This is a genomic window from Roseobacter cerasinus, assembly GCF_009811755.1.
Lineage (GTDB): Bacteria > Pseudomonadota > Alphaproteobacteria > Rhodobacterales > Rhodobacteraceae > Roseobacter > Roseobacter cerasinus.
This window is the reverse complement of sequence record NZ_BLIV01000002.1, coordinates 379,880-402,675: the sequence shown is the minus strand read 5'-3', so window position 1 is coordinate 402,675 and position 22,796 is coordinate 379,880. Positions and strand designations below refer to the sequence as shown.

21 protein-coding genes are annotated in these 22,796 nt (G+C 61.7%); 14 read left to right on the top strand and 7 right to left on the bottom strand.

Annotation, left to right across the window (positions count from 1 at the left end; genetic code table 11):
• Positions 1 to 12: 12 nt before the first annotated feature.
• Positions 13 to 1,368, bottom strand: coding sequence for a COG4223 family protein (locus So717_RS05790; protein WP_159975265.1), 1,356 nt, complete (start codon positions 1,366 to 1,368; stop codon positions 13 to 15).
• A gap of 69 nt (positions 1,369 to 1,437) precedes the next feature.
• Positions 1,438 to 2,148 carry a uroporphyrinogen-III synthase gene (locus So717_RS05785; RefSeq protein ID WP_159975264.1) on the bottom strand — a complete coding sequence of 237 codons (711 nt, stop codon included), beginning with the start codon at positions 2,146 to 2,148 and terminating at the stop codon, positions 1,438 to 1,440.
• Positions 2,149 to 2,221: 73 nt separating this feature from the next.
• Here So717_RS05785 and tsaD point away from each other — a divergent pair, with 73 nt between their 5' ends.
• From tsaD to So717_RS05760, 5 genes are read left to right on the top strand one after another with little or no spacing between them, the layout of a single operon-like run.
• Positions 2,222 to 3,319: a tRNA (adenosine(37)-N6)-threonylcarbamoyltransferase complex transferase subunit TsaD gene (tsaD, locus tag So717_RS05780; protein WP_159975263.1), complete on the top strand. Its 1,098-nt coding sequence runs from the start codon at positions 2,222 to 2,224 to the stop codon at positions 3,317 to 3,319.
• Positions 3,316 to 4,278: an NAD(P)H-dependent glycerol-3-phosphate dehydrogenase gene (locus tag So717_RS05775; protein ID WP_159975262.1), complete on the top strand. Its 963-nt coding sequence runs from the start codon at positions 3,316 to 3,318 to the stop codon at positions 4,276 to 4,278. Before tsaD ends, So717_RS05775 begins: the two co-directional genes overlap by 4 nt.
• Complete coding sequence (locus So717_RS05770) at positions 4,279 to 4,551, top strand: YciI family protein (RefSeq protein WP_159975261.1); 273 nt, start codon at positions 4,279 to 4,281, stop codon at positions 4,549 to 4,551.
• Positions 4,551 to 4,970, top strand: a complete 420-nt coding sequence (locus So717_RS05765) for an EVE domain-containing protein (RefSeq protein ID WP_159975260.1) — start codon at positions 4,551 to 4,553, stop codon at positions 4,968 to 4,970. The genes So717_RS05770 and So717_RS05765 overlap by 1 nt, the downstream gene beginning before the upstream one ends.
• Positions 4,971 to 5,023: 53 nt before the next feature.
• Positions 5,024 to 5,419, top strand: a complete 396-nt coding sequence (locus So717_RS05760; RefSeq protein ID WP_159975259.1) for a DUF1761 domain-containing protein — start codon at positions 5,024 to 5,026, stop codon at positions 5,417 to 5,419.
• Between the two features lie 264 nt (positions 5,420 to 5,683).
• Here the strand turns inward: So717_RS05760 and So717_RS05755 are convergent, their stop codons facing one another.
• From So717_RS05755 to ahcY, 3 genes are all read right to left on the bottom strand, one after another.
• Positions 5,684 to 6,025: a DUF2853 family protein gene (locus tag So717_RS05755; protein WP_159975258.1), complete on the bottom strand. Its 342-nt coding sequence runs from the start codon at positions 6,023 to 6,025 to the stop codon at positions 5,684 to 5,686.
• Between the two features lie 214 nt (positions 6,026 to 6,239).
• Entirely contained in the window at positions 6,240 to 6,869 is a 630-nt protein-coding gene (locus tag So717_RS05750; protein ID WP_159975257.1) for a PRC-barrel domain-containing protein, read from the bottom strand.
• 166 nt (positions 6,870 to 7,035) lie between these two features.
• The gene (gene ahcY / locus So717_RS05745; RefSeq protein ID WP_159975256.1) at positions 7,036 to 8,424 is read right to left on the bottom strand and encodes an adenosylhomocysteinase; all 1,389 of its coding nucleotides are present in this window, start codon (positions 8,422 to 8,424) and stop codon (positions 7,036 to 7,038) included.
• 201 nt (positions 8,425 to 8,625) lie between these two features.
• Between ahcY and So717_RS05740 the strand changes: the two genes are divergently transcribed.
• Positions 8,626 to 9,222: an HD domain-containing protein gene (locus So717_RS05740; RefSeq protein ID WP_159975255.1), complete on the top strand. Its 597-nt coding sequence runs from the start codon at positions 8,626 to 8,628 to the stop codon at positions 9,220 to 9,222.
• Positions 9,219 to 9,704, top strand: coding sequence for a GNAT family N-acetyltransferase (locus So717_RS05735; protein ID WP_159975254.1), 486 nt, complete (start codon positions 9,219 to 9,221; stop codon positions 9,702 to 9,704). The genes So717_RS05740 and So717_RS05735 overlap by 4 nt, the downstream gene beginning before the upstream one ends.
• 96 nt (positions 9,705 to 9,800) lie before the next feature.
• Here So717_RS05735 and So717_RS05730 read toward each other — a convergent pair whose 3' ends face one another.
• Positions 9,801 to 10,355 (bottom strand): ActR/PrrA/RegA family redox response regulator transcription factor, encoded by a 555-nt coding sequence (locus So717_RS05730; RefSeq protein WP_159975253.1) that lies wholly within the window; start codon positions 10,353 to 10,355, stop codon positions 9,801 to 9,803.
• A 176-nt stretch (positions 10,356 to 10,531) separates the two neighbouring features.
• Positions 10,532 to 11,158, bottom strand: coding sequence for an SCO family protein (locus So717_RS05725; protein ID WP_159975252.1), 627 nt, complete (start codon positions 11,156 to 11,158; stop codon positions 10,532 to 10,534).
• Positions 11,159 to 11,254: 96 nt separating this feature from the next.
• Here So717_RS05725 and regB point away from each other — a divergent pair, with 96 nt between their 5' ends.
• From regB to addA, 7 genes are all read left to right on the top strand, one after another.
• Positions 11,255 to 12,643, top strand: a complete 1,389-nt coding sequence (gene regB / locus So717_RS05720; protein ID WP_159975251.1) for a sensor histidine kinase RegB — start codon at positions 11,255 to 11,257, stop codon at positions 12,641 to 12,643.
• Positions 12,644 to 12,835: 192 nt separating this feature from the next.
• The gene (locus So717_RS05715) at positions 12,836 to 14,281 is read left to right on the top strand and encodes a PAS-domain containing protein (protein ID WP_238840689.1); all 1,446 of its coding nucleotides are present in this window, start codon (positions 12,836 to 12,838) and stop codon (positions 14,279 to 14,281) included.
• Between the two features lie 52 nt (positions 14,282 to 14,333).
• Positions 14,334 to 14,804 carry a tRNA (adenosine(37)-N6)-threonylcarbamoyltransferase complex ATPase subunit type 1 TsaE gene (gene tsaE / locus So717_RS05710; RefSeq protein ID WP_159975249.1) on the top strand — a complete coding sequence of 157 codons (471 nt, stop codon included), beginning with the start codon at positions 14,334 to 14,336 and terminating at the stop codon, positions 14,802 to 14,804.
• The gene (locus tag So717_RS05705; RefSeq protein ID WP_159975248.1) at positions 14,801 to 15,823 is read left to right on the top strand and encodes an aminoglycoside phosphotransferase family protein; all 1,023 of its coding nucleotides are present in this window, start codon (positions 14,801 to 14,803) and stop codon (positions 15,821 to 15,823) included. The genes tsaE and So717_RS05705 overlap by 4 nt, the downstream gene beginning before the upstream one ends.
• Positions 15,799 to 16,491, top strand: coding sequence for a nucleotidyltransferase family protein (locus So717_RS05700; protein ID WP_159975247.1), 693 nt, complete (start codon positions 15,799 to 15,801; stop codon positions 16,489 to 16,491). The genes So717_RS05705 and So717_RS05700 overlap by 25 nt, the downstream gene beginning before the upstream one ends.
• Positions 16,484 to 19,438: a double-strand break repair protein AddB gene (gene addB, locus So717_RS05695; protein ID WP_159975246.1), complete on the top strand. Its 2,955-nt coding sequence runs from the start codon at positions 16,484 to 16,486 to the stop codon at positions 19,436 to 19,438. The genes So717_RS05700 and addB overlap by 8 nt, the downstream gene beginning before the upstream one ends.
• The gene (gene addA, locus So717_RS05690) at positions 19,435 to 22,788 is read left to right on the top strand and encodes a double-strand break repair helicase AddA (protein ID WP_159975245.1); all 3,354 of its coding nucleotides are present in this window, start codon (positions 19,435 to 19,437) and stop codon (positions 22,786 to 22,788) included. Before addB ends, addA begins: the two co-directional genes overlap by 4 nt.
• The last annotated feature ends 8 nt before the right edge of the window (positions 22,789 to 22,796 follow it).

Below are 22,796 nucleotides of genomic sequence, written 5' to 3'. Positions count from 1 at the left end.
AAACCGACTTTCTCAATTGACCGTCAAACTGTCCGACAGGGACTGTGCCGCCGCAGCGGCAGTTTGCCGGGTTTGGGCGCTGTCCAGCCAGCCCTGCATCGCCGCCTGCGCCGGAGCCGGCAGCGCCTCGGCTTCTGCCAGAGCCGTATCCAGATCGCTGGCCCGGAGGGCCGCTTCGACCCGTGACAGGATCGCATCGGGGTCATTGCCCTCCCGCGGCGTCACAGAACGCGCACTCAGCTGCCGTCGCAGGAACCCACCGATGCCGGAGACTTCTGATTCAGGCACCTCCGCACGCGCAGCGGCGAGGGCCGCGCGGGCGGCTTCGGGAAAGCTCTCCCGCAATGCCGCCACGCTCGGAACACCTTCGACTGCTGCATTTCGCAACGCCTCCGGTACCTCAACCGGTGTGACATCTTCCAACGCGCCCAAAGCAGGCTCAAAAGCCTCGCCATTTTCCACAGCCGTGACCACACGGATCAGAGCCGCACGCGCCAGTAGGCGCTGCGCTTCAGCACTGGCCCGACTGTCTTCTTCTGCCAGACGCGCCTCAAGGTCGGACACGGTCGATTGCAGGGCGGCGATCTCTTCACTGTTGTCAACAACTGGCTCGGGCGCCGTAGCCGTTGGGCGGGCTTCGACCACCTCCAGCCGTGCCGCGAGGCTTTCGAGCGTGGTTTCAAGTGAGGCCAACGACTGGGACAAATCGCCAAGCTCGGGCGAGAGGTCCGGCAATTCAGGCGCTTCAGCGGTCTCAAGCGCGCCCAGGCGGCTGGATAGTGTCCCAATTTCGGCCGTGAGCGGGCTCAGGTCGACCGGCTCGGGCAAGTCTGCCCGCGGGAAATACGCGTCCAGCATGTCGCCGCGACCAGCGATGAAACCGAGAAGTGCAGCCACAATCCCACCAAAAAGCGCTGGCCAGAACCCACCGCTGCGCTGCGGAGCGGGAGGCGGGGCCGGCTTGGGTTCAGTGGCGTCCTCGGATACCGTCTCTTCCGCAGTTTCCGAGCTTTCATTGGTGACCTGCTCGGCCTTTTGCACCTCATCGGCGGAGACCGTGTCTGCGGCATCGGTATCCCGTACCGGATCCGTAATAACGTCAGTGTCGGTAACATCCGCGCTCTGCTCGGCGTTGGATGCGTCAGCAATCTGGTCATCCTGTGTCTGGTCGTCACCTTCGACAGCTGCTTGATCAGCGGTCAAGGTCACCTCAGGTTCGGCTGGTGTGATGTCAATTGGCTCAGCCAACGCATCGCTATGCTCTCTGGTGGCCTTTTCCGAGGGCGATGCGTCTACAGGCTCAACCTTGATCTCTTCTTCTGCCACCGGCGGCGGTGCGCTCTTTGTTGATTTCTTATCTTTGGCCACAAACATCCACCTTTTCGAATCTTCCCCCAGCGGCGCACCCATGAACCTTACTCGGGCGCACCGGGCCGCTCAACCCAAGCTGACCTGCGCCACCAGCTTTTCCAGACTGCGGATCATCGCCTCGGCAGTCGGGTTTTCTGCTATCTCTAACGTTTGAGCGTCCAATCTTTTCAAGGGCTCCGCCACGGCGGGGCTCAATGCAAGAATATGCAACGCCTGCGGTTTGACCAGGTTTTGAGCAAAATGACTGGCTGTTCGCGGTGAAAACAATGGCACAAGCACCGGATCATTGCCGCGCAGCAGGGTGCGGGCCGCGTCGTTCAGTGAAACAAGCTCTTGATCGTAGACCGTCACCCGCGTCACATCGAGGCCCGTGCTGATCAACCGCTCAGCGATATGACCGCGCGTATGCCGACCAGCCAGGTGCCACATGCGCGCACGCAAAGGATAGGCCCCCAGAAAGGCGACCAGCGCTTCGGATGTCTCACCACAGAAGATAGCATGCCAACCTGCCTGATGAGCCGTCGCGGTTGTGGCCTCGCCCACGCAGAAAGCGCGCCGATCCTGACCTGGCGGCACCAGCGGAATGGCAGCCGACGAGGTGAAGATAACCGCATCTTCCGGGCCAACCTTATAGTCGACATCAACCTGGACAATTTCCAGTAACGGGCTTTCGACAAGGGTGCATCTGCGACGCAACGGCTCCGTCAGCTGGTCAGCAAATCGGGCGTTGGCCGCCGCCGGGCGGGTCAGAAGCAACGGTATCTTAGCTGGGTCCATCGGACCCCCCGGCATTGTTTCGGATCTAGACAGGTGTTACCTGCCGCCAGAAGGCTAGGCAACGGAGACTTGGGTGACGCGCGCTCTGACGGTTTTGGGATTGGAGAGCAGCTGCGACGATACCGCAGCCGCCGTCCTGCGGCGCGGGATGGATGGCCGAACGGAGATTTTATCGTCCGTTGTGCGCAGCCAGACCAACCTGCACGCAGCCTTCGGCGGCGTTGTGCCCGAGATCGCGGCCCGTGCCCATGCCGAGGTGTTGGACTATTGCGTGGAAGAGGCGTTGAGCCAGGCGCGCTGTGCGATCCCGGACCTTGATGCCATCGCCGTGACGGCGGGGCCGGGCCTGATCGGCGGCGTGGTCTCCGGCGTGATGTGTGCCAAGGGTTTGGCGGCGGCCACGGGCCTGCCGCTTTACGGTGTCAACCACCTTGCCGGTCATGCGCTGACCCCGCGCCTGACAGATGATGTGGCCTACCCGTATCTGATGCTGCTGGTCTCAGGCGGGCATTGCCAGTTCCTTCTGGTAAAGGGGCCTGACGCGTTCTCGCGGCTTGGCGGGACGATCGATGACGCGCCGGGCGAGGCGTTTGACAAGGTCGCGCGGTTGCTGGGCCTGACACAACCCGGCGGGCCCGCTGTTGAGAGAACGGCAAAGTCGGGATCAGCAGACACCTTTGCGTTGCCAAGGCCCCTGCTGGACCGGCCCGGGTGCGACATGTCTTTTTCCGGGTTGAAAACGGCGCTGCTGCGTGCGCGTGACACAGCGGTGGCGCAGTACGGTGGATTGCCCGAACAGGTACGCGCCGATCTTTGCGCGGGCTTTCAGGCGGCTGTGGTCGATGTCTTGGCCGAGAAAACCCGCCGGGCATTGCGGGACTACTTGGATCTCGCACTCGCGCAACCAACGCTCTGTGTTGCGGGGGGTGTCGCGGCGAATGGCGCAATCCGGACGAAACTGGAAGCGGTTGCCGCCGTTGCTGGCGCGCAGTTCGTTGCACCGCCACTGGCGCTCTGCACGGACAACGCGGCAATGATCGCCTTTGCCGCCATGGAACAGATGGAGACACGCGCGCCAGACGGGTTCGACCTCGCCGCCCGACCGCGTTGGCCCCTTGATACCGCTCAGCCCGCCATGCTGGGCAGCGGCAAGAAAGGCGCCAAGGCGTGAGCGTCGGCGTTCTGGGCGCCGGGGCCTTCGGGACCGCGTTGGCCATCGCGCTGGCCCGAAAGGCGCCGGTACAACTCTGGGCCAGATCGGAGACCCGGGCCCGCGACATGGCAACCCATCGCCAAAACACAGCCTATCTGCCCGAGCAGGCCTTCCCGGAACAGTTGATGGTCACTGCGAACCTCCAAGAGCTGGCGGGCTGCGATACGCTGCTTCTGGCAGTTCCGATGCAGCAGCTCGACAATTTTATTGCCGAGAACGCAGCAGCCCTACAGGAAAAAACCCTCGTGGCATGTTGTAAAGGGGTGGACCTGCGCAGCGGTGATGGCCCTGCCGAGATCATCGCGCGGCATCTGCCGGACACGGGCTTCGCCTTGCTCACCGGGCCAAGCTTTGCCCGTGATATCGCGGTAGGCCTGCCCACCGGCCTGACTCTGGCCTGCACCGACGACGGGCGGGGACAGGCGTTGCAAAAGGCTCTGTCGACACCCGCCCTGCGGCTCTACCGCACAACGGATGTGATCGGCGCGACCTTGGGCGGTGCGCTGAAAAACGTCATCGCTATTGCCTGTGGTGCGACTATCGGCGCCGGTCTTGGAGAAAGCGCCCGCGCGACCGTCCTGACCCGCGGGTTTGCCGAGATGCAGCGGCTGGCGCTCCGGCGCGGAGCGCAGGCCGCAACGCTCTCTGGCTTGTCCGGCTTTGGTGATCTGGTCCTGACCTGCACGTCCGAGCAATCGCGCAACTATCGCTTTGGCCGCGCGCTTGGGCAGGGCACAACCTTTGACCCGAGCGTCACCGTGGAAGGTGCTGCCACCGCGCGGGCCGTGCGAGATATTGCCGCGCGCGACGATCTGGACATGCCCATCACATCGGCAGTTGCGGGGTTGGTCGAAAACCGCTTGGATGTGACACAGGCGATGCAAGACCTGCTGTCGCGCAGTCTGAAGGAAGAATAGATGCTTGTTGCCCTGATCGCACATGACAAACCCGGGGCGCTGCCTGTCCGGCAGGAGAACCGCCCCGCGCATGTGGCTTACCTGAAAGACAGCACCGCCGTGCAGCAGGCGGGCCCGCTGCTTGACGCGGCAGGCGACATGGTCGGCTCGCTGATCATTCTGGATGTAAAGGACATGGACGAGGCGCGGCTTTGGGCCGCTGCTGACCCTTATGGCAAGGCCGGGCTCTTTGCTTCCGTCGACCTCATTCCGTGGAACCGGGTGATCGGCTGATGCAGTATTGGCTCTTCAAATCGGAAACCACCACCTGGAGCTGGGATCAGCAGGTCGCCAAAGGTGATTCGGGCGAAGAATGGGACGGGGTGCGGAACTATCAGGCCCGCAATTTCATGCGCGAGATGAAACTGGGCGATCTGGGGTTTTTCTATCACTCCCAGAAAGAGCGCGCGATTGTGGGTATTGTCGAAGTGATTGGCGAGGCGCATCCGGACAGCACCACGGATGATGAGCGCTGGGACTGCGTGGACATCAAGGCGGTGAAGCCGGTGAAAACGCCGATCACACTCGACGATATCAAGGCCGAGCCCCGGTTGGTCGAGATGGTACTGGTGCGCAATTCCCGCCTGTCGGTGCAACCGGTGACAGCCGAGGAGTGGCGGATCATCTGCGAGATGGCTGGCGTTTCAACCTAGCCGATTGCGCAGTTTGATGACAGGTTCAAAAGCAAGGCAAATGGGAGGAAGCTATGGAATACGTCAGCGTCTTGGTGGCCGGGGTGGCCGGATTCATGTTCGGCGCGGTCTGGTACACCGTTCTGGCCGAGAAGTGGATGGCCGCCTCCGGCGTGGCGGTGGATGAGACCAGAAAGCCCGCAAACCGCTCTGATCCTGTGCCCTACATCACCAGCCTGATCGGCGGCATCCTCGTGGCGGGCATGATGCGCCATACCTTTGAGTTGAGCGGGATCGACACGCTGGGCAAGGGCCTTCTCTCCGGCCTTGGCATCGGGCTGTTTCTGGTCAGCCCCTGGATCGCAACATTCTACAGCTTTGGCGGCCGGTCCAAACAGCTGATCCTGATTGATGGCGGTTATGCCACCTTCGGCTGTGCCGTGATCGGGACGGTGCTGACGCTGTTCTGAAGCTGATCTGGATCACGCCAAGACGGCGGGACGGTGGTGATCAAAGAAATGAAGGGTCCTGACCAGATGCCAGAACCCTTCCTCACCCAACGCGCGTTTATTCCCACCGCACGTGTCTGAATCTGGTCCTGGCCATGCTGGCCGGATACCTTAGACTTACCGCACCGCAGCAAGAACCGCAATTTTTCAATGATTTAAAAGCCGCCTAAAAACGAAACGCCCCCTTAAGAAAGGAGGCGCCTGGGTGGTCCGAGGTGCTGCGGCTCAGCTATAGACGGCTTCCTTGCCGAAATGCTTGGTCAACATGTAGTAGACCACTGCGCGATATTTGTTGCGCTCGGATTTTCCGTAGGTTTCGATGACCGACGTGATCGCCGCATCAAGTTCCGGCCCGTCAGACAGACCCAGCTTCTTGATCAGGAAGTTGTTCTTGACGGTCTCGATCTCTCCCGCCTGGCTGGAGGCAACCGTCGCCGCATCCGCATCATAGATTGAGGGGCCGCAGCCGATTGTGACCTTGGTCAGCAGATCCATGTCCGGTGACATGCCACATTTGTTCTTCAGATCATCAGCGTATTGCGCGATCAAATCGTCTCGTTTGCCCATAAATTCACTCCCTCTTGGCAAAATCGGTCGGCTTGTCCGACCGTTGCGGGGCAGACTAGTCACATATGCCCATTCACAAAAGGAGTTTTTGCACGACGACTTCCCCGCCACATACTCTTGCCACCCAAAAATATCCGCAAGTTGCTTGCACCTGTACCGGAACAGCAAAAAGGGGCCCGAGCAGGGACCCCTTTCGGTTGTCAGACTATCCGACTTAGGAAATCTGATCGATCGGCATATCGTCCGGCAGACCTTCAACGTTTGTTTCGTCAAATTCGGGCTGCGCTTCCAGCTCGGTCTCTGTCCAATTGGCCAGCTTCAGCGTGTCTTCTTCAGCTGTCATGTCGAACTCGTTCAACGGAATGGCCACGGTGTATTCACCCAGGCCCAGGAACCCGCCAATGCCGATCACAGCGGCCAGTTTGTCGCCGTCACGGATGATGTAGTCGATCTCACCCACGACCTCACCGTTGGCTTCGGCCACGTTTTTGCCGATCAGATCGCCAACCACCATTGTGGACATCTCGGCATCAATCGAGTTGTCCGCCTGCAAGGTGTCTTCGGAATACTCCGCCGCATCTTTTACGGCGTCGGCTGTGGCTGATGCCGCATCCTCAGCGGTCTCTTCCACGGCAGTGGCGGCATCCGATGCAGCGTCAGCTGTCGCTTCAGCGGCATTTTCAGTGGCCTGTGCGGCGTTATTGACGAACTCTTTGGTCTCGTCTGCGGCGGTTTCCATCGACGTGTCCGCTTTGATTTCCGCGTCGGTGGACGCGCTGGTGCCGGCAAATGCGGTACCCGCTGTCAGAGCGAGAATTGCAACGGTTGCTTTCAGGTGTGTCATCTTAGCCTCCATAAATTGCGTACAGGGAGGCAACATCAACTGCGGCTAATCTGTTCCCCAAAATAGACAGAAAAACCTGTAATTTCAAAAATTTGCTGTCTGATACGAAAAACGACGCGCCCGCCGGAACGGACGCGTCGCGTTGCGCGTTAGCAAAGGTTTGGTGTCAGTAGCGATAGTGTTCCGGCTTGAACGGACCCTCGGGTGCGACACCGATGTAAGCCGCCTGATCCGCATCCAATGTGCTGAGTTTCACGCCGATACGCGCGAGGTGCAGGCGTGCGACTTTCTCATCCAGGTGCTTGGGCAGGATGTAGACGTCGTTTTTATATTCGTCGCCCTTCGTCCAGAGCTCGATCTGCGCCAGCACCTGGTTGGTGAAGGATGCAGACATCACGAAAGACGGGTGGCCAGTCGCGTTACCGAGGTTCAGCAGACGGCCTTCGGAGAGTAGGATCAGGCGATTGCCACTTGGCATCTCGATCATGTCCACTTGCTCTTTGATATTTGTCCACTTGTGGTTTTTGAGCGCAGCGACCTGGATCTCATTGTCGAAGTGGCCGATGTTGCCGACGATGGCCATGTCCTTCATCTCGCGCATATGCTCGATGCGGATCACGTCCTTGTTGCCGGTTGTGGTGATGAAGATGTCAGCTGTGCCAACCACATCTTCGAGCAGAACCACCTCAAAGCCGTCCATCGCTGCTTGCAGTGCGCAGATCGGGTCAATCTCGGTAACCTTCACGCGCGCGCCCGCGCCGCGCAGCGAGGCGGCGGAGCCTTTGCCCACATCGCCGTAGCCCATAACGACAGCGACTTTACCTGCCATCATCGTATCCGTGGCGCGGCGGATGCCGTCGACCAACGACTCCTTGCAGCCGTATTTGTTATCGAACTTCGACTTGGTGACGGAGTCGTTCACGTTGATCGCCGGGAAAGGCAGCTGACCCTGCTTCACCAGATCATAAAGACGATGTACGCCGGTGGTGGTCTCTTCCGAGACACCAATGATCTGGTCACGGGTCTTGGTGAACCAGCCGGGCGAGGCGGCCATGCGCTTCTGAATCTGTGCCTTGATCACGGTTTCTTCTTCCGACGTCGGCACCGGGATGATGTCCTCTCCCGCTTCGGCGCGCGCGCCGAGCAGCACATAGAGCGTCGCGTCCCCGCCATCGTCGAGGATCATGTTTGGGCCGTCCTCGAACATGAAGGATTTGTCGAGATAGTCCCAATGCTCCTCCAACGACTGGCCCTTGATGGCAAAGACCGGCGTGCCGCCTTCGGCAATTGCAGCAGCGGCGTGGTCTTGCGTCGAAAAGATATTGCAGGACGCCCAGCGCACGTCAGCGCCGAGGGCCACAAGCGTTTCGATCAGCACGGCCGTTTGGATGGTCATATGCAGCGAGCCCACGATCCGCGCGCCTTTCAACGGCTTGCTGTCGCCATATTCCTCGCGCAGCGCCATCAGGCCCGGCATTTCGGTTTCCGCAATGTCCAGTTCCTTGCGCCCGAATGCCGCCAGTGAGATATCTTTTACAATATAGTCCGAAGTCATCGTATATGTCCTATCGGTGAATTTCGCCCGCAGATAGCACTCTCGCCTGGCTGATACAATCCGGCAGGCTGCGACAAGCTGAACAGTCTGTAAAGCCTGGCAACACTGCGCTGGCAAGCCGCTTTTCATTTCTGCAGGATCGGTCCAAAAGAGGGAGGCCCGGACACGCTTCGGGCTGGCACATCGAACTGAGTGGACCCCATGGCCAAACCGAAACGCGCCTGGCAGAGGATGCTGTCCGGACGGCGGCTGGATCTTCTCGATCCAACGCCGATGGATATCGAGATTGAAGATATTGCCCACGGTCTGGCCTTTGTGGCGCGTTGGAACGGGCAGACACATGGTGATCACGCCTATTCGGTGGCAGAGCACTCCCTTTTGGTCGAAACCCTGTTTGCGCGACTTGTCCCGGCGGCACCGGCGCGATGGCGCCTGGCTGCCTTGCTGCACGACGCGCCAGAGTACGTGATCGGCGACATGATCTCACCCGTGAAAGAGGCGGTCGGCCCGGGATATGGCGCGCTCGATCAACGGCTTGCTGCTGCAATTCACCTGCGCTTTGGCCTGCCCGCCGCAATCCCGGACAAGATCAAACGCCAGATCAAGAAAGCCGACCGCATCAGCGCCTGGATGGAGGCAACACAGATCGCCGGGTTTTCGGAAACTGAGGCGAACCGCTTTTTCGGCAAACCCGATCTCACGAAGATCGAGGCTCTAAAGATTGTGCTGCGGCCACCGGTCGAGACCCGCAGCGCCTTCACGGACCGGCACGCGGCCTTGTTGAAAGAGATCGTATGATTGAGGTGCGCAAAGCCATGGTGCTCGATGCGGGTTCGATGGCGCAGCTGTTGAACGAAATCATCGGGATCGGAGGAACCACAGCGCTGACCCGCCCCGTCACGGCTGATGACCTGACTGACAGGATGGCCAGCGCATCTGACCGCTCGGCCTGGCATGTGGCTGTTGACGCACGCGAGGTCGTGCTCGGCTTTCAATGGATCGCGCCACATGCCGATCTACCCCCTGACGCCGCCGATATCGCCACCTTTGTTCGGGTGGGTCAAACTGGTCTTGGTATCGGTTCCGCGCTGTTCAAGAAAACCTCCGATGCAGCACGCCAACTTGGATATGTCTGGATCAACGCGACCATACGCGCCGACAATGAAGGTGGGTTGACCTACTACCAGAGCCGGGGTTTTCGGGACTGGCATTTCGATGAGGGTGTCGTGCTGGATAGCGGGCAGGTCGTGGACAAGATCAGCAAGCGCTACGATATTTGAGAGCTATGCGGTGGCCTGAAAGCCCACCGCACCTGCTGGGTGCGCCGTCTGTGCTGGCAGGTAGGGTGGGCTTTCAGGCCGACCCCTCCCAACAGATCACCTTGGTGACCGTTTTGCCAGAATGCGCTGAAGCGTGCGGCGGTGCATGTTCAGGCGTCGCGCCGTTTCGCTGACATTCCGGTCGCAGAGTTCGAACACGCGCTGAATGTGTTCCCAACGCACCCGGTCGGCACTCATTGGATTTTCAGGCGGAGGTGGAAGGTCATCACCTCGCGCGAGAAGCGCGTTCACGATATCCGCCGCGTCAGCTGGCTTCGACAGGTAGTCGGTTGCGCCAATCTTCACCGCGGCCACCGCCGTGGCAATTGCGCCATAGCCAGTCAGCACGACAACCCGCACATCGTCACGCTTTTCCCGAAGCACCTCAACAACATCGAGACCGTTTCCATCTTCCAACCGCAAATCCACAACGGCATAGGCAGGCGGGCGAGCCGTCGCGATGGCCGTTCCTGCGGCAACGGAATCCGCTGTCTCAACTGAAAACCCGCGCTTTTCCATGGCCTTGGCGAGCCTGCGCAGAAACGGTTCATCATCGTCAACCAGCAACAGGCTGTTGTCTTCATCCGGGTTCAGGTGCGCAGCAGTTTGCATGGGGCGCCTTTCTTGCAGCATATTCGTTGCACCACCTATATGTGGCAGAGAGGTACACCCGTCAAACACTGCGACAGTTTGCGCCTGTGTGCCGCACCAACTGATCCTGGAGATATGGCAGCCTCACCCGTTGCGGTTGCCCTGATCAGGTGAACTTTGGCGCTGCGATGATCGTCTCAGGAAGCCGGGCTGTTCTCCACAAAACAGGCCACCGCCTCAGCGATATCCTCGGCTGTGGCCTCACGACGGAAGAATTCTACGAACCCCTGCTCCGGCAGAACCAGATAGCTGAATGTTGAATGGTCGACGAGATAATAGTCGTCCCCGCTGTCATGCGCCTTGTAGTAGGTCCGATAGGCCTCGCTCGCCGCCTTGACCTGTTCTGGCGAGCCCGTGAGGCCAATCATCCGCTCATGCAGGTTGGCTGCAAAGTCACCCACCACATCCGGTGTATCCCGCTTGGGGTCGATGGAAATGAACATTGGTGTGACCGAGATGTTGCGCTCGGCCAGAACATCCACGGCGACCGCGTTGCGCGCCGTGTCAATTGGGCAGACGTCAGGGCAGAAAGTATAACCAAAGTAGATCAACGCGGGCTCGGTGATGACGTCTTTGTCCGTGACCGTCTCACCTGCAGCGTTCACCAGCTCGAACGGGCCGCCAATACTGGCAGTACCGCCGGCGACCTGGCTTGCGCTGCATTGGGCAAAGGCGTCTTCACCACCAGATGGTTGAGTTGCAAACCAGATCCCACCAAGAAGACCCGCAATTGCGATGGCGGCGAGGGTTGCGATATAGCGCATGGGTGTCGCGTCTCCTGTCATGATATAGGGTGGTCTTATCACCTCGCAGTCCTACCGTCCTGCGACATCTGTGCAACTCAATATGTGGTGAGACCGATGCCGGAAAGCAACGTCAGACCTCTTGGCGGTGACACGCGCGCCAACTGGATCCGGCTGCGCACAATGATCCTGCTCAGGTGGTTCGCCATTGCCGGCCAGCTCACCGCGATCATCGTTGGGCAGCATTGGTACGGCCTCAAGCTGGAGCTGGGCCTGTGCTATATGGTGATCGGAGCCTCGGTGATCGCCAATCTGGTGGCCATCTTCATCTTCCCCGAAAACAAACGGCTGAGCGAAGGGGAGAACATGCTCATGGTTCTCTTTGACCTGTTGCAGCTGAGCGTGCTGCTCTTTCTGACAGGTGGTCTGCACAACCCCTTTGCGCTGCTGATGCTGGGGCCGGTCACGATTTCAGCGGCGGTTCTTACCCTGCGATCAACGGTCCTGCTGGGCAGCACCGCTATTCTGATGGTGTCGATCCTGTCGCAAATCCATCTGCCACTGCAGACGGAGACCGGCCTGATCCTGGAATTTCCCCCGCTCTTCGTCTTTGGCAACTGGATTGCACTGATCATCGCGATTGTCTTTATCAGCGCCTATTCGGTCCGGGTAACCTCCGAGATCCACTCCATGTCCGACGCTTTGGCAGCGACGCAGATGGCGCTGGCCCGTGAACAAAAGCTGACGGATCTGGGCGGCGTTGTCGCAGCCGCCGCGCATGAGCTGGGCACACCACTGGCCACGATCAAGCTGGCCAGCGGAGAGCTGATCGAGGAGCTGGCTGACCGCCCCGAACTGCGCGAGGATGCGGCCCTGATCCGCGAGCAGGCAGATCGCTGCCGCGATATCCTGCGGGATATGGGCCGCGCGGGCAAAGACGACCTGCACATGCGGCAGGCCCCGCTGATGGCGGTGGTGGAAGAAGCCGCCGAGCCGCATATGGGCCGAGGCAAGACCGTGCATTTCCATCATCTGGAGGATCCCCAGCGGCAACCCGCCATCCAGCGCAAACCGGAGATCATCCATGGCCTGCGAAACCTGATCCAGAATGCGGTCGATTTTGCCGAGCACGACGTCTGGATCGAGGCCAACTGGACCGAGACCGAGGTCTCCCTGCGGATCATGGATGATGGCCGGGGCTTCCCGCCACATCTTCTTGGACGCATAGGGGATCCCTTCATGAACCGGCGCGCCATGCCGCCGGGGCGCGGGCTCAGACCCGGGTACGAAGGCATGGGGCTGGGCCTTTTTATCGCCAAAACCCTGCTTGAGCGGTCAGGTGCAGAGTTGCGGTTTGCCAACGGTCGGGACCCGGCCGAGCCACAGGCCACCGCCGCGACCTATTTCGGCGCTGTTGTCCAGGTCGTGTGGAGCAGGGAGAAAATTGACGCAAGAACAAGCGGTCTGATGGTCAATCAAACGGAAAACAAGCCGATAACCGCCTGATGGACCGACGGGTTAACTCGCTATTAACCTACGTACGCAGATAGTAAAGACGCGTTTCATCAGAGTCTGAGGATCATTTGTCGTATGCCTTTTTGGGACATCGCGGCCATTATTGTTGCAACCGGGCTGAGCACGGTCGCAGCGCTCGTCTGGATTGCGCGCGCATCGTCAATCAGGCCTCGGCGCCTTCCGATGTCCGGTGCCCCGGGTCGCGCAGACAATATCTCTTTCCTGTTTGAACAGGAAAACCTGCATCACGCATCGGACACGGCCCAGCAGCTCTACCGGCTTGTCCCAGGGCAGGATGACTGGAGCACATGGCGTGCGCGGCTTCTCAACAGATTTCCCAGCCTGCCGGAACGCCCTCTGCCGAACCAGACAGGCGATCTGATCATACCGGCGCGGCATGCGGAGGACACCGCAACACTGACCCTGACCAGCCGCGGGCAGTTCACAAAAATCCACATTGACGACGACCGGATGGTCGATGCGGCCCAGTCGCAAAAGCTGCGTGCGCTGCACCGAGAGCTGGCGGATCTGAGACGCGCCAGCGACACCACACCACACGCGGTCTGGCAGGTGGACTCCGCCGGCCAGGTCACCTGGCACAACGCGGCTTATGAAGATCTTTACGTTCGGTTACACAACACCGCGCCGCAACCAACCAAACCGGTGTTTGAGGTCTCGGACACGCTTAATGAAAAGACCGGCCGCCAGCGGGTATCAACCAAATCCGCGATTGGCGGCAAAAAGGACTGGTATGATGTCAACGCGGTGACGGTCGGTGATATCACGATCTTTCATGCCGTTGATGTGAATGCCGTTGTGAAATCAGAAGCCGCCCAGCGCAACTTTGTGCAGACCCTGGCCAAGACCTTCGCGCATCTGTCCATCGGATTGGCGATTTTTGACAGGAACGGACAATTGGCGCTGTTCAACCCGGCACTTATCGACCTGACGGATCTGCCAGCCGACTTTCTCAGCGGGCGGCCGACCTTGCTGTCATTCTTTGACCGCATGCGGGAAAACCGCCGGATGCCGGAGCCCAAGAACTATCACTCCTGGCGCCAGGAAATCTCCGAGGTCATCGCGGCGGCCACCGATGGCCGGTATCAGGAAACCTGGACACTGGAGACCGGCCAGACGTATCGGGTACGCGGGCGTCCGCATCCGGACGGCGCCGTTGCCTTTCTGATCGAGGACATCAGCGCCGAAGTGTCGCTGACGCGGAATTTCCGCGCGGAACTGGAGCTTGGCCAATCGCTGATGGATACGTTCAACGAAGCCTTGGTCGTGTTTTCATCAACCGGTGTGCTGACCTTCTGCAACCTGGCCTATCGGGAGCTTTGGGGTCTGGATCCGGACAACAGCTTTGCCGATGTGACAATCGGGGACTCGGTCGATGAATGGAAAAAACAGTGCAAACCGGGTGCACGCTGGGCCGCACTGACTGACTTTGTCCGTGGCTTTGGGGAGCGGACAACCTGGGACATGCCCGCCACGCTGAACGCGGGCACGCGCCTGACCTGCACCGTCTCCCGCATCGCCTCCGGTGCAACGGTTGTGCGCTTTGTCGTACAGCTGGATCGTCAGACAGCAGATCAGAAACCGCAGGATCGCGTCCGCCGCACCGCCTGACCACAAGCCATTCCCCCCTTGCAGCGCCCTGTGCAGGCGGTAAGCATGGGACATGGGCGCCGACAGTCTTAATTTCGACATGCACAGCAGTGATGCAACTGCGGCTTTTGCGGCCCGGCTTGGCCCGCTGTTGCGACCCGGCGACACCGTACTTTTGACCGGTGATGTGGGTGCAGGGAAGACTCATCTCGCCCGGCATCTGATCCAGTCGATCCTGGTTGTCCCTGAAGACGTGCCCTCGCCGACCTTCACCATCGTGCAGACCTACGACACCCGTCAGGGGCCGTTGTGGCATGCAGACCTTTACCGGCTGACCGATGATACGGAGGTGGAGGAACTGGGGCTGGCAGAGGCATTCGAGACCGCCATCTGCCTCGTTGAGTGGCCGGACCGGCTTGGCCCGCTGCGACCCCAGGATGCGCTCTCCATTCACCTCGACGCCGGGCAACACGATCAGGCGCGCGTGCTGCGGTTGACCTCTACAGCGGTCTGGCGCGACAGGCTCGGAGCGATCCTCGCATGAAGACGCGCGCGGCCATGCTGGACAGTTTCCTGACACAGGCTGGTTGGGGCGCGGCGAGATACTCGCCTTTGGCCGGGGATGCGTCAAAGAGGCGCTACGACCGGTTGACGGGCAAAGCAGGCGCGCGTGCCATTCTCATGGATGCACCCCCTGAAACCGGAGAGGACGTGCGCCCCTTTGCGCGGATCGCACGACATTTGCTTGGGCTGGGTCTGAGCGCACCGCAGATCATGGCGCAGGACGACACGCGCGGATTCCTGCTGTTGGAGGACCTCGGGGATGACCTCTTTGCCCGGCTGATGGAAACAGACCCGGTGCTTGAGCCGCAGCTTTACGCCGCGGCGGTCGATGTTCTGACCCACCTGCACAAGACCACTCCACCCCCCTTGCCAATCTTCGACGCCACGCAAGCCGCCGAATGGATCGCCCCGGCCTTCGACTGGTATCAGTTCGGCGCGACGGGTGCTGTGGACATGGCGGCAAAGGCCCGTGTTCGGGGCATTTTGCGCGCCCTGTTGGAGCCGCTGGATGCGCAACCGCGTGTTCTGATCCAGAGGGATTATCACTCCGAAAACCTGCTCTGGCTGCCGGATCGCGATGGCCCGGCGTGCGTGGGTCTGCTGGATTTCCAGGATGCGCTGCAAGGCCACCGGGCCTATGACCTTGTCTCGCTGCTACAGGACGCGCGGCGGGATGTATCATCTGACATGGAAGCGACCATGATCCACCGCTATCTGGAGCAGACTGGACAGGATGCGGAGACCTTCAGAACCGCATACGCCGTGTTGGGCACCCAGCGAAACCTACGCATCATCGGCATATTCGCGCGCCTGTGCCTGCGGGACGGAAAGGCGCATTACATCGACATGATCCCGCGCGTCTGGCGGCATATTGAGCGCAATCTCAACCATCCAGCCCTGCATGAACTAGCAGTGGAGATCGCACAGACGCTGCCCCGCCCGGCAGCTGATATTTTGACAGAACTGAGAGAGCAATGCGCGACCTGCCCCAATCGCTGATGCTGTTTGCGGCTGGGTTCGGGACCCGCATGCGACCGCTGACCGACGACCGGCCAAAACCGATGATCGAGGTGGCGGGCCGCCCTTTGATCGATCACGCGCTGGAGCGGATCACAGGGATCGCCCCGGACAGGGTTGTCGCCAATCTGCACTATAAACCTGCGGCGCTGGAGGCGCATCTGCGGGCCAGGGGTGTGACCACCCTGCTGGAGATGCCGGATATTCTCGACACGGGCGGCGGGCTGCGCAACGCTTTGCCGCTCTTGGGCGATGGTCCGGTTTTCACCATGAACCCCGATGTGATCTGGCGCGGTCCCAATCCGCTGGACGTGCTGCGCGCCGCCTGGGATCCAACGCGGATGGACGCGCTGCTGATCTGCGTGCCGGTCGCGCAAACCCATTGCTACGATGGCGCAGGTGACTTCGCCTTGGGTGAGGCGGGCACGCTGCGCCGTGGTGCGGGCCATGTCTATGGCGGCACCCAGATCATCAAGACCAACCGGCTGCAGGACATCGACGAAGCCGCGTTCTCGCTCAACCGCATCTGGGATCTGATGGGGCAGGACAGGCGGCTCTTTGGCGTTCCATACCCCGGCAAATGGTGTGACGTCGGCCAACCGGCCGGTATCGCCAAGGCCGAAGCGCTGTTGGCCCGCCGCGATGTTTGAGCAAAGCGAAGAACCCCGGGTCTTTGGCCTCGCGCCCGGCGTTGACTTTCCCAAAGCGTTGACGGCAGGCCTGATCGCCCGCATGGCAGACCGCTCACCCGAGGCCATGGCGCGGGTCCATCTGATCGTGAACACGCGCCGGATGCAGCGGCGACTGCGGCAGCTGTTCGAGCAAGGAGATGCCGGTTTCATGCCGCGCATTCGCCTGCTGACCGAGTTGGACAAACTGGACCCGACAGTGGCAGGGCCTCCGGCCATCCCGGCGCTGCGGCGACGGCTGGATCTGATTGCACTGGTCGCCCGACTGCTGGAACAACAAGTGGAGCTTGCCCCACAATCCTCTCTTTATGCATTGACCGACAGTCTGGCCGCGCTGCTGGACGAGATGCAAGGCGAAGGCGTGAGCGCGCAGACCATCGCCAATCTGGACGTGACCGACCAGTCGGGACACTGGCAGCGCGCCTTGCAATTCATCCGCATTGCACAGGGCTATCTCGATCAGAGCGACACCCCGCCCGACCAGGAAGCGCGGCAGCGAAGCATGGTCATCGCGCTGGCGCAGAGATGGGCCGACGCCCCCCCTGCAGATCCGATCCTGATTGCGGGCTCCACCGGATCACGCGGAACCACGATGCTGCTGATGCAGGCGGTCGCGACGCTGCCGCAGGGAGGGCTGATCCTGCCCGGCTTCGATTTCGACATGCCGATTGGCGTCTGGGATCAGCTGGATGAAGCGCTGACCTCGGAGGATCATCCGCAGTACCGGTTTCACAAGGTCATCACGGCCCTCGGGCTGCGGCCAACGGACGTGCGCAACTGGCACGACACGCGCGCGCCATCGCCTGAACGCAACGCGCTGGTGTCTTTGTCGCTGCGCCCGGCCCCGGTGACAGACGCCTGGCTGATCGAAGGGCCACGGCTGAGCGGCCTCGCCGACGCCACAGCAGGTGTCACCTTGCTGGATGCGCCCAGTCCGAGAGACGAGGCGCTCGCGATTGCGTTGCGCCTGCGCCAGGCGGCGGAAACGGGCGAGACTGCCGCCCTGATTACCCCCGATCGAACACTGACCCGGCAGGTCACGGCCGCGCTGGACCAATGGGATATCCTGCCGGACGATTCCGCCGGAACGCCCCTGCATCTCTCGCCGCCAGGGCGGTTTCTAAGGCATGTCGCGCATCTCTTCACCCGGCGTCTGGATGCTGAAGCCCTCCTGACCTTGCTCAAACACCCGTTGACCCACAGCGAGACGGACCGGGGCCCACATGTTCTGAACACCCAACGGCTGGAATTGCGCATCCGGGCCCGCGGGCTGCCGTATCCCGATGCGCGAGGGCTGGTGGAGCTGCTGCAAAGCTCTGTTGCTGATGATGCGGGGCAAGCAGCACTTCTGGACTGGGCTGCATGGGTCGGGCAGACATTTGCCGGGAACGAGCGAGCAAACCAGCCGCTGCAGGACTGGGTAGAGCTGCATATCATCTTGGCCGAAAGCATCGCGGCGGGGCCGGGTGGCACGGCCCCCGGTGAACTTTGGAAGAAAAAGGCGGGGCAGAAGGCGCTGGCTGTCATGCAAGGGCTCAAGGATCAGGCCGCTTTCGGGCCTGCCATGTCAGCCCGCGACTACGCTGATCTTGTCGGTGCGCTGTTGTCCGGTGAAGAGGTGCGTGACCGCGACGCGCCCCACCCAAGCATCATGATCTGGGGCACGCTGGAGGCGCGGGTGCAGGGCGCTGATCTGGTCATCCTTGCCGGTCTGAACGAGGGCAGCTGGCCTGAGGCGCCAAAGCCCGACCCCTGGCTGAACCGCGCCCTGCGGCATCAAGCCGGGCTTTTGTTACCCGAACGGCGCATTGGTCTCTCGGCCCATGACTACCAACAGGCCATCGGGGCCAGGGACGTTTGGCTGACCCGTTCAATCCGCTCCGATGACGCGGAAACGGTGGTCTCGCGCTGGCTGAACCGGTTGCGCAACCTGCTGGACGGGCTGCCCGCGCAGGGCGGCCCGGATGCGCTGAATGCCATGCTGGCCCGGGGGCGCGCGTGGTTGGCAAGGGCCGCAGCTTTCGAGCAGGTCGAAGCGACGCCCGCCGCCCCGCGCCCGTCGCCGATGCCGCCCGTGGCTGCTCGACCCCGTGCGCTTTCGGTCACGGACATCAAGCGGCTGATCCGCGATCCCTATGCCATCTACGCGCGGCACGTGCTGAAGCTGTCTCCGTTCGGGCCTTTGGTACAAAGCCCCGACGCGCTGATGCGGGGCACGCTGGCCCATGACATTCTGGAGCGCTTCATTCGCGATACGGTGGTCGATCTGAGCAGTCTCACGACAAATCATTTGATGCACATCGCACACACGGTCATGACTGAGGAGGTGCCTTGGCCCACCGCTCGGGCGCTCTGGCTGGCGCGGATCGAAAAGATCGCCCCATGGTTTGTGGAACGTGAAACCATACGGAGACGTATGGCAACGCCGATTGCCTTTGAAGGTGAGGCCAAGGGCAAACTGGTTTGGCCTGAGCTGGGTTTCACCCTCAGTGCACGGGCAGATCGTATCGACGTTACAGAAGACGGCAGCGCGATCCTTTACGACTACAAGACCGGCAAGCCACCGACGCTGAAACAGCAGACCCGCTTTGACAAGCAACTGCTGATCGAAGCAGCGATGATTGAGGAGGGTGCCTTCGACGCGGTCGGTCCCAGCGCGGTCAGGCAGGCGGTGTTCATCGGCCTCGGCGCAGACCCGGAAGAGGTCGCAGCGCCGTTGCACAAGGAGCCGCCGGTTGAGGTGCTGGACAATCTGCGCGCGCTGATCTTGGCCTATCTCGCGCCCGGGCAGGGCTTTACCGCGCGGCGCATGATGGAAGAAGACAAGATCGCCAGCGACTATGACCAGCTGGCACGTTTTGGCGAATGGGATGCGGCGGACCACCCGGTACCGGAGGATCTGTCATGACCCCGCGCGACGACGCAACCGAAGCGCAGGTCCGCGCCGCGCGGCCCGATGCCTCCACCTGGCTCGCGGCCAACGCCGGATCGGGCAAGACCCGCGTGCTGACCGACCGGGTGGCGCGCCTGCTGCTCGACGGGGTGCAGCCGCATCACATCCTCTGCCTGACCTACACCAAGGCCGCGGCGTCAGAGATGCAGAACCGGCTGTTCCGCCGCCTTGGCGCCTGGGCCATGCTGCCGGAGGCAGAGCTGCGCGCCTCGCTGCACGAGTTGGGCATCGAAGGCGACATCGAAAATACGCGATTGCGCGAGGCGCGCACGCTCTTCGCCCGCGCCATTGAGACGCCCGGTGGGCTGAAGATCCAGACGATCCACTCGTTCTGCGCCGCGCTCTTGCGCCGCTTTCCGCTCGAAGCGCGGGTCAGCCCGCAGTTCACCGAAATCGAAGACCGCGCCGCAGATCTCTTGCGCGCTGAGATTGTCGACCAAATGGCCGAAGGCGCAGATGCAGGCCTGATTGCCGACATCGCGCGTTTTGCCACCGGGCAGGATGTCGGCGACCTGATGCGTACAATAATCCAGCATCGCACCCGGTTTGCGCAGGACGTGACGCTGGCGGATCTGCTGGCGCTGTTCGACCAGCCTGCCGATCTGTCCGAGGCCAACATTGAGCGCGCGGTGTTCCAAGGCGATGAGACGGATCTGATCACGGCCATCCTGCCTGCACTGCGCGACAAGGGCGGCAATGACGCCAAGGCGGCTGAGAAACTGATGGCCTTGGGGCCGCTCGGCTATGGCGCGTTGCCGGGGTTGGAGGCTGTGTTCCTCACCGGCCCCTCTACAAAATCCCCGTTCTCTGCCAAGATCGGCAGTTTCCCAACCAAGGCGACACAGGCGGTACTCGGCGCCTATGTGCCCGCCCTTGATGACTTCATGCGCCGGGTGGAAGACGCCCGCGCGGCGCGGCTTGGGCTTGCCGCCGCGCGCAAGAGCCTCGCCCTGCACCGCTTTGCCCGCCGGTTTGTGGCGCTTTACGAGGAGCAAAAGCTCCTGCGCGGCTGGCTGGATTTCGATGATCTGATCCTGAAGGCCCGCGACCTGCTGACCGACCCGGCGGTGGCAGCCTGGGTGCTCTTCCGCATCGACGGCGGCATCGACCACATCCTTGTCGACGAGGCGCAAGACACAAGCCCAACGCAATGGGATGTGATCCGCAAGCTGGCGGCGGAATTTTCCAGCGGGCAGGGCGCGCGCGAAGACGTGGCGCGCACGCTCTTTGTGGTCGGGGACAAAAAACAGTCGATCTATTCCTTTCAGGGCGCGGATCCGCGCGAGTTCGACCGGATGCATGCGGAGTTCAAAACCAAGATCGAGGCGGTGGAACAGCGGTTCCAAAGCCTCTCGCTGGCCTATTCCTTCCGGTCGTCGCCCGCCGTGCTGGATGTGGTCGATGCAGCGTTCGAGACACAGTCAGACGCCGGGTTCGATGCGGAGAACCGCCACATCGCCTTCAAATCCGCGCTGCCCGGCCGGGTGGACCTCTGGCCCGTGCTCGACAAGCGGCCCGAGGCGGAAGAACGCCCGTGGTACGACCCGCTCGACCGCAAGAGCCCGCAGCACCACATGGTTCTCCTGGCCCAGCAGATCGCCAGCCAGATCCGCCAGATGATCGACACCGGCGCGACCATTCCGGTCGATGGCCCGGATGGCCCCGCAAAGCGCCCGGTGCAAGCGGGCGATTTCCTGATCCTTGTGCAGCGCCGCTCGGACCTCTTTGCCGAGATCATCCGCGCCTGCAAAGCGCATGACCTGCCCATCGCCGGGGCGGACCGGTTGAAGGTGGGCGGTGAATTGGCGGTGCGCGATCTGGCGGCCTTGCTGTCTTTCCTCGCGGTGGCCGAAGACAGCCTGTCATTAGCCACGGCTCTGCGCTCGCCGCTTTTCGGTTGGAGCGAAAAGCAGCTGTTTGATCTGGCGCATGGCCGCGCTGAAGACCATCTGTGGCAAGCGTTGCGCGGCCAGCCCGAGGTTTATGGCGACACACTGGCGGTACTGAACGATCTGCGCGCCAATGTGGATTTCCTGCGCCCCTACGACCTGATCGAACGGGTTCTGACCCGGCATGGTGGGCGCAAACGGCTGCTCGCGCGGCTGGGGCGCGAGGCGGAAGACGGCATCAACGCCCTGCTCTCCCAGGCGCTGGCCTATGAACGCACCGCAGTGCCAAGCCTCACCGGCTTCCTGGTCTGGATGGAGACAGATGATCTGGAGATCAAACGGCAGATCGACAGCGCGTCGGACCAGATCCGCGTCATGACGATCCACGGCGCCAAGGGGCTGGAGGCGCCCATCGTGATCTTGCCGGACATGGGCAAGCGCGACATCCAGATCCGCGATGAGATTGTGCAAGTCGAGGGTCAGCCCCTGTGGAAGACACGCAGCGCAGAGATGCCCCCCGCCATGTCCGACCGCATCGACGAGATGAAAACCGCGCAATTCGAGGAGCGGATGCGCCTGCTCTATGTGGCGCTGACGCGGGCAGAGAAATGGCTGATCGTGGCGGCGGCGGGAGATCTGTCGAAAACCGGCGAGAGCTTTTATCAGATTGTAGAGCAGGCGGTGGAAACCCTGGGGCCGCAGCAGCTGAGGTTTCAGGGGCTCGACATCCGGCGCCACGCACATGGAGATTGGGAGGATCTTCCCCTGCTTGCGCAACCCTCGACCAAACCGCCCACAGCAGCGCTTGACCCGTTGTTCAACCGCAAGGCGCCACCGCCTCCAGACCCGACCCTTGTTATCGCGCCAACGGAGCTTGGCGGCGCAAAGGCGTTGCCCGGCGACAGTGGCCGGGATGAAGAGACAGCCAAAGCCTATGGCAGCGCTGTGCATCACTATCTTGAAGTACTGAGCGGCACCGATCCGTCGGATTGGCACCGTTTTCAGACACCCGATCAGGCGGAAGCTTTTGCCGAGGCCACCGAAGTTGTGAAAACACCCGCACTGGCGCGGTTGTTCAACGAGGAGGCCTTGGCCGAGGTCAGCCTGTCCGCCCCGTGGCGCGAGGCGCGTCTCTCGGGCACAATCGACTGGCTGATCATCCGCCCCGACAGCGTGCTGGCCGTGGATTTCAAGACCAACCGCGCAGTCCCTTCGCGCCCGGAGGACTGCCCCGAAGGCCTGCTGCGCCAGATGGGTGCCTATGCCCATATGCTGGCGGAGATTTATCCGCGGCACCGGATCGAAACGGCGATCCTCTGGACACATGCCCGTGCGCTTATGCCGCTGCCGCACGATATCGTGACAACTGCACTTGAACGCGCGCAAGATCTTGACGCCGCTGCACCCGCTCCCTAGGTTCACCG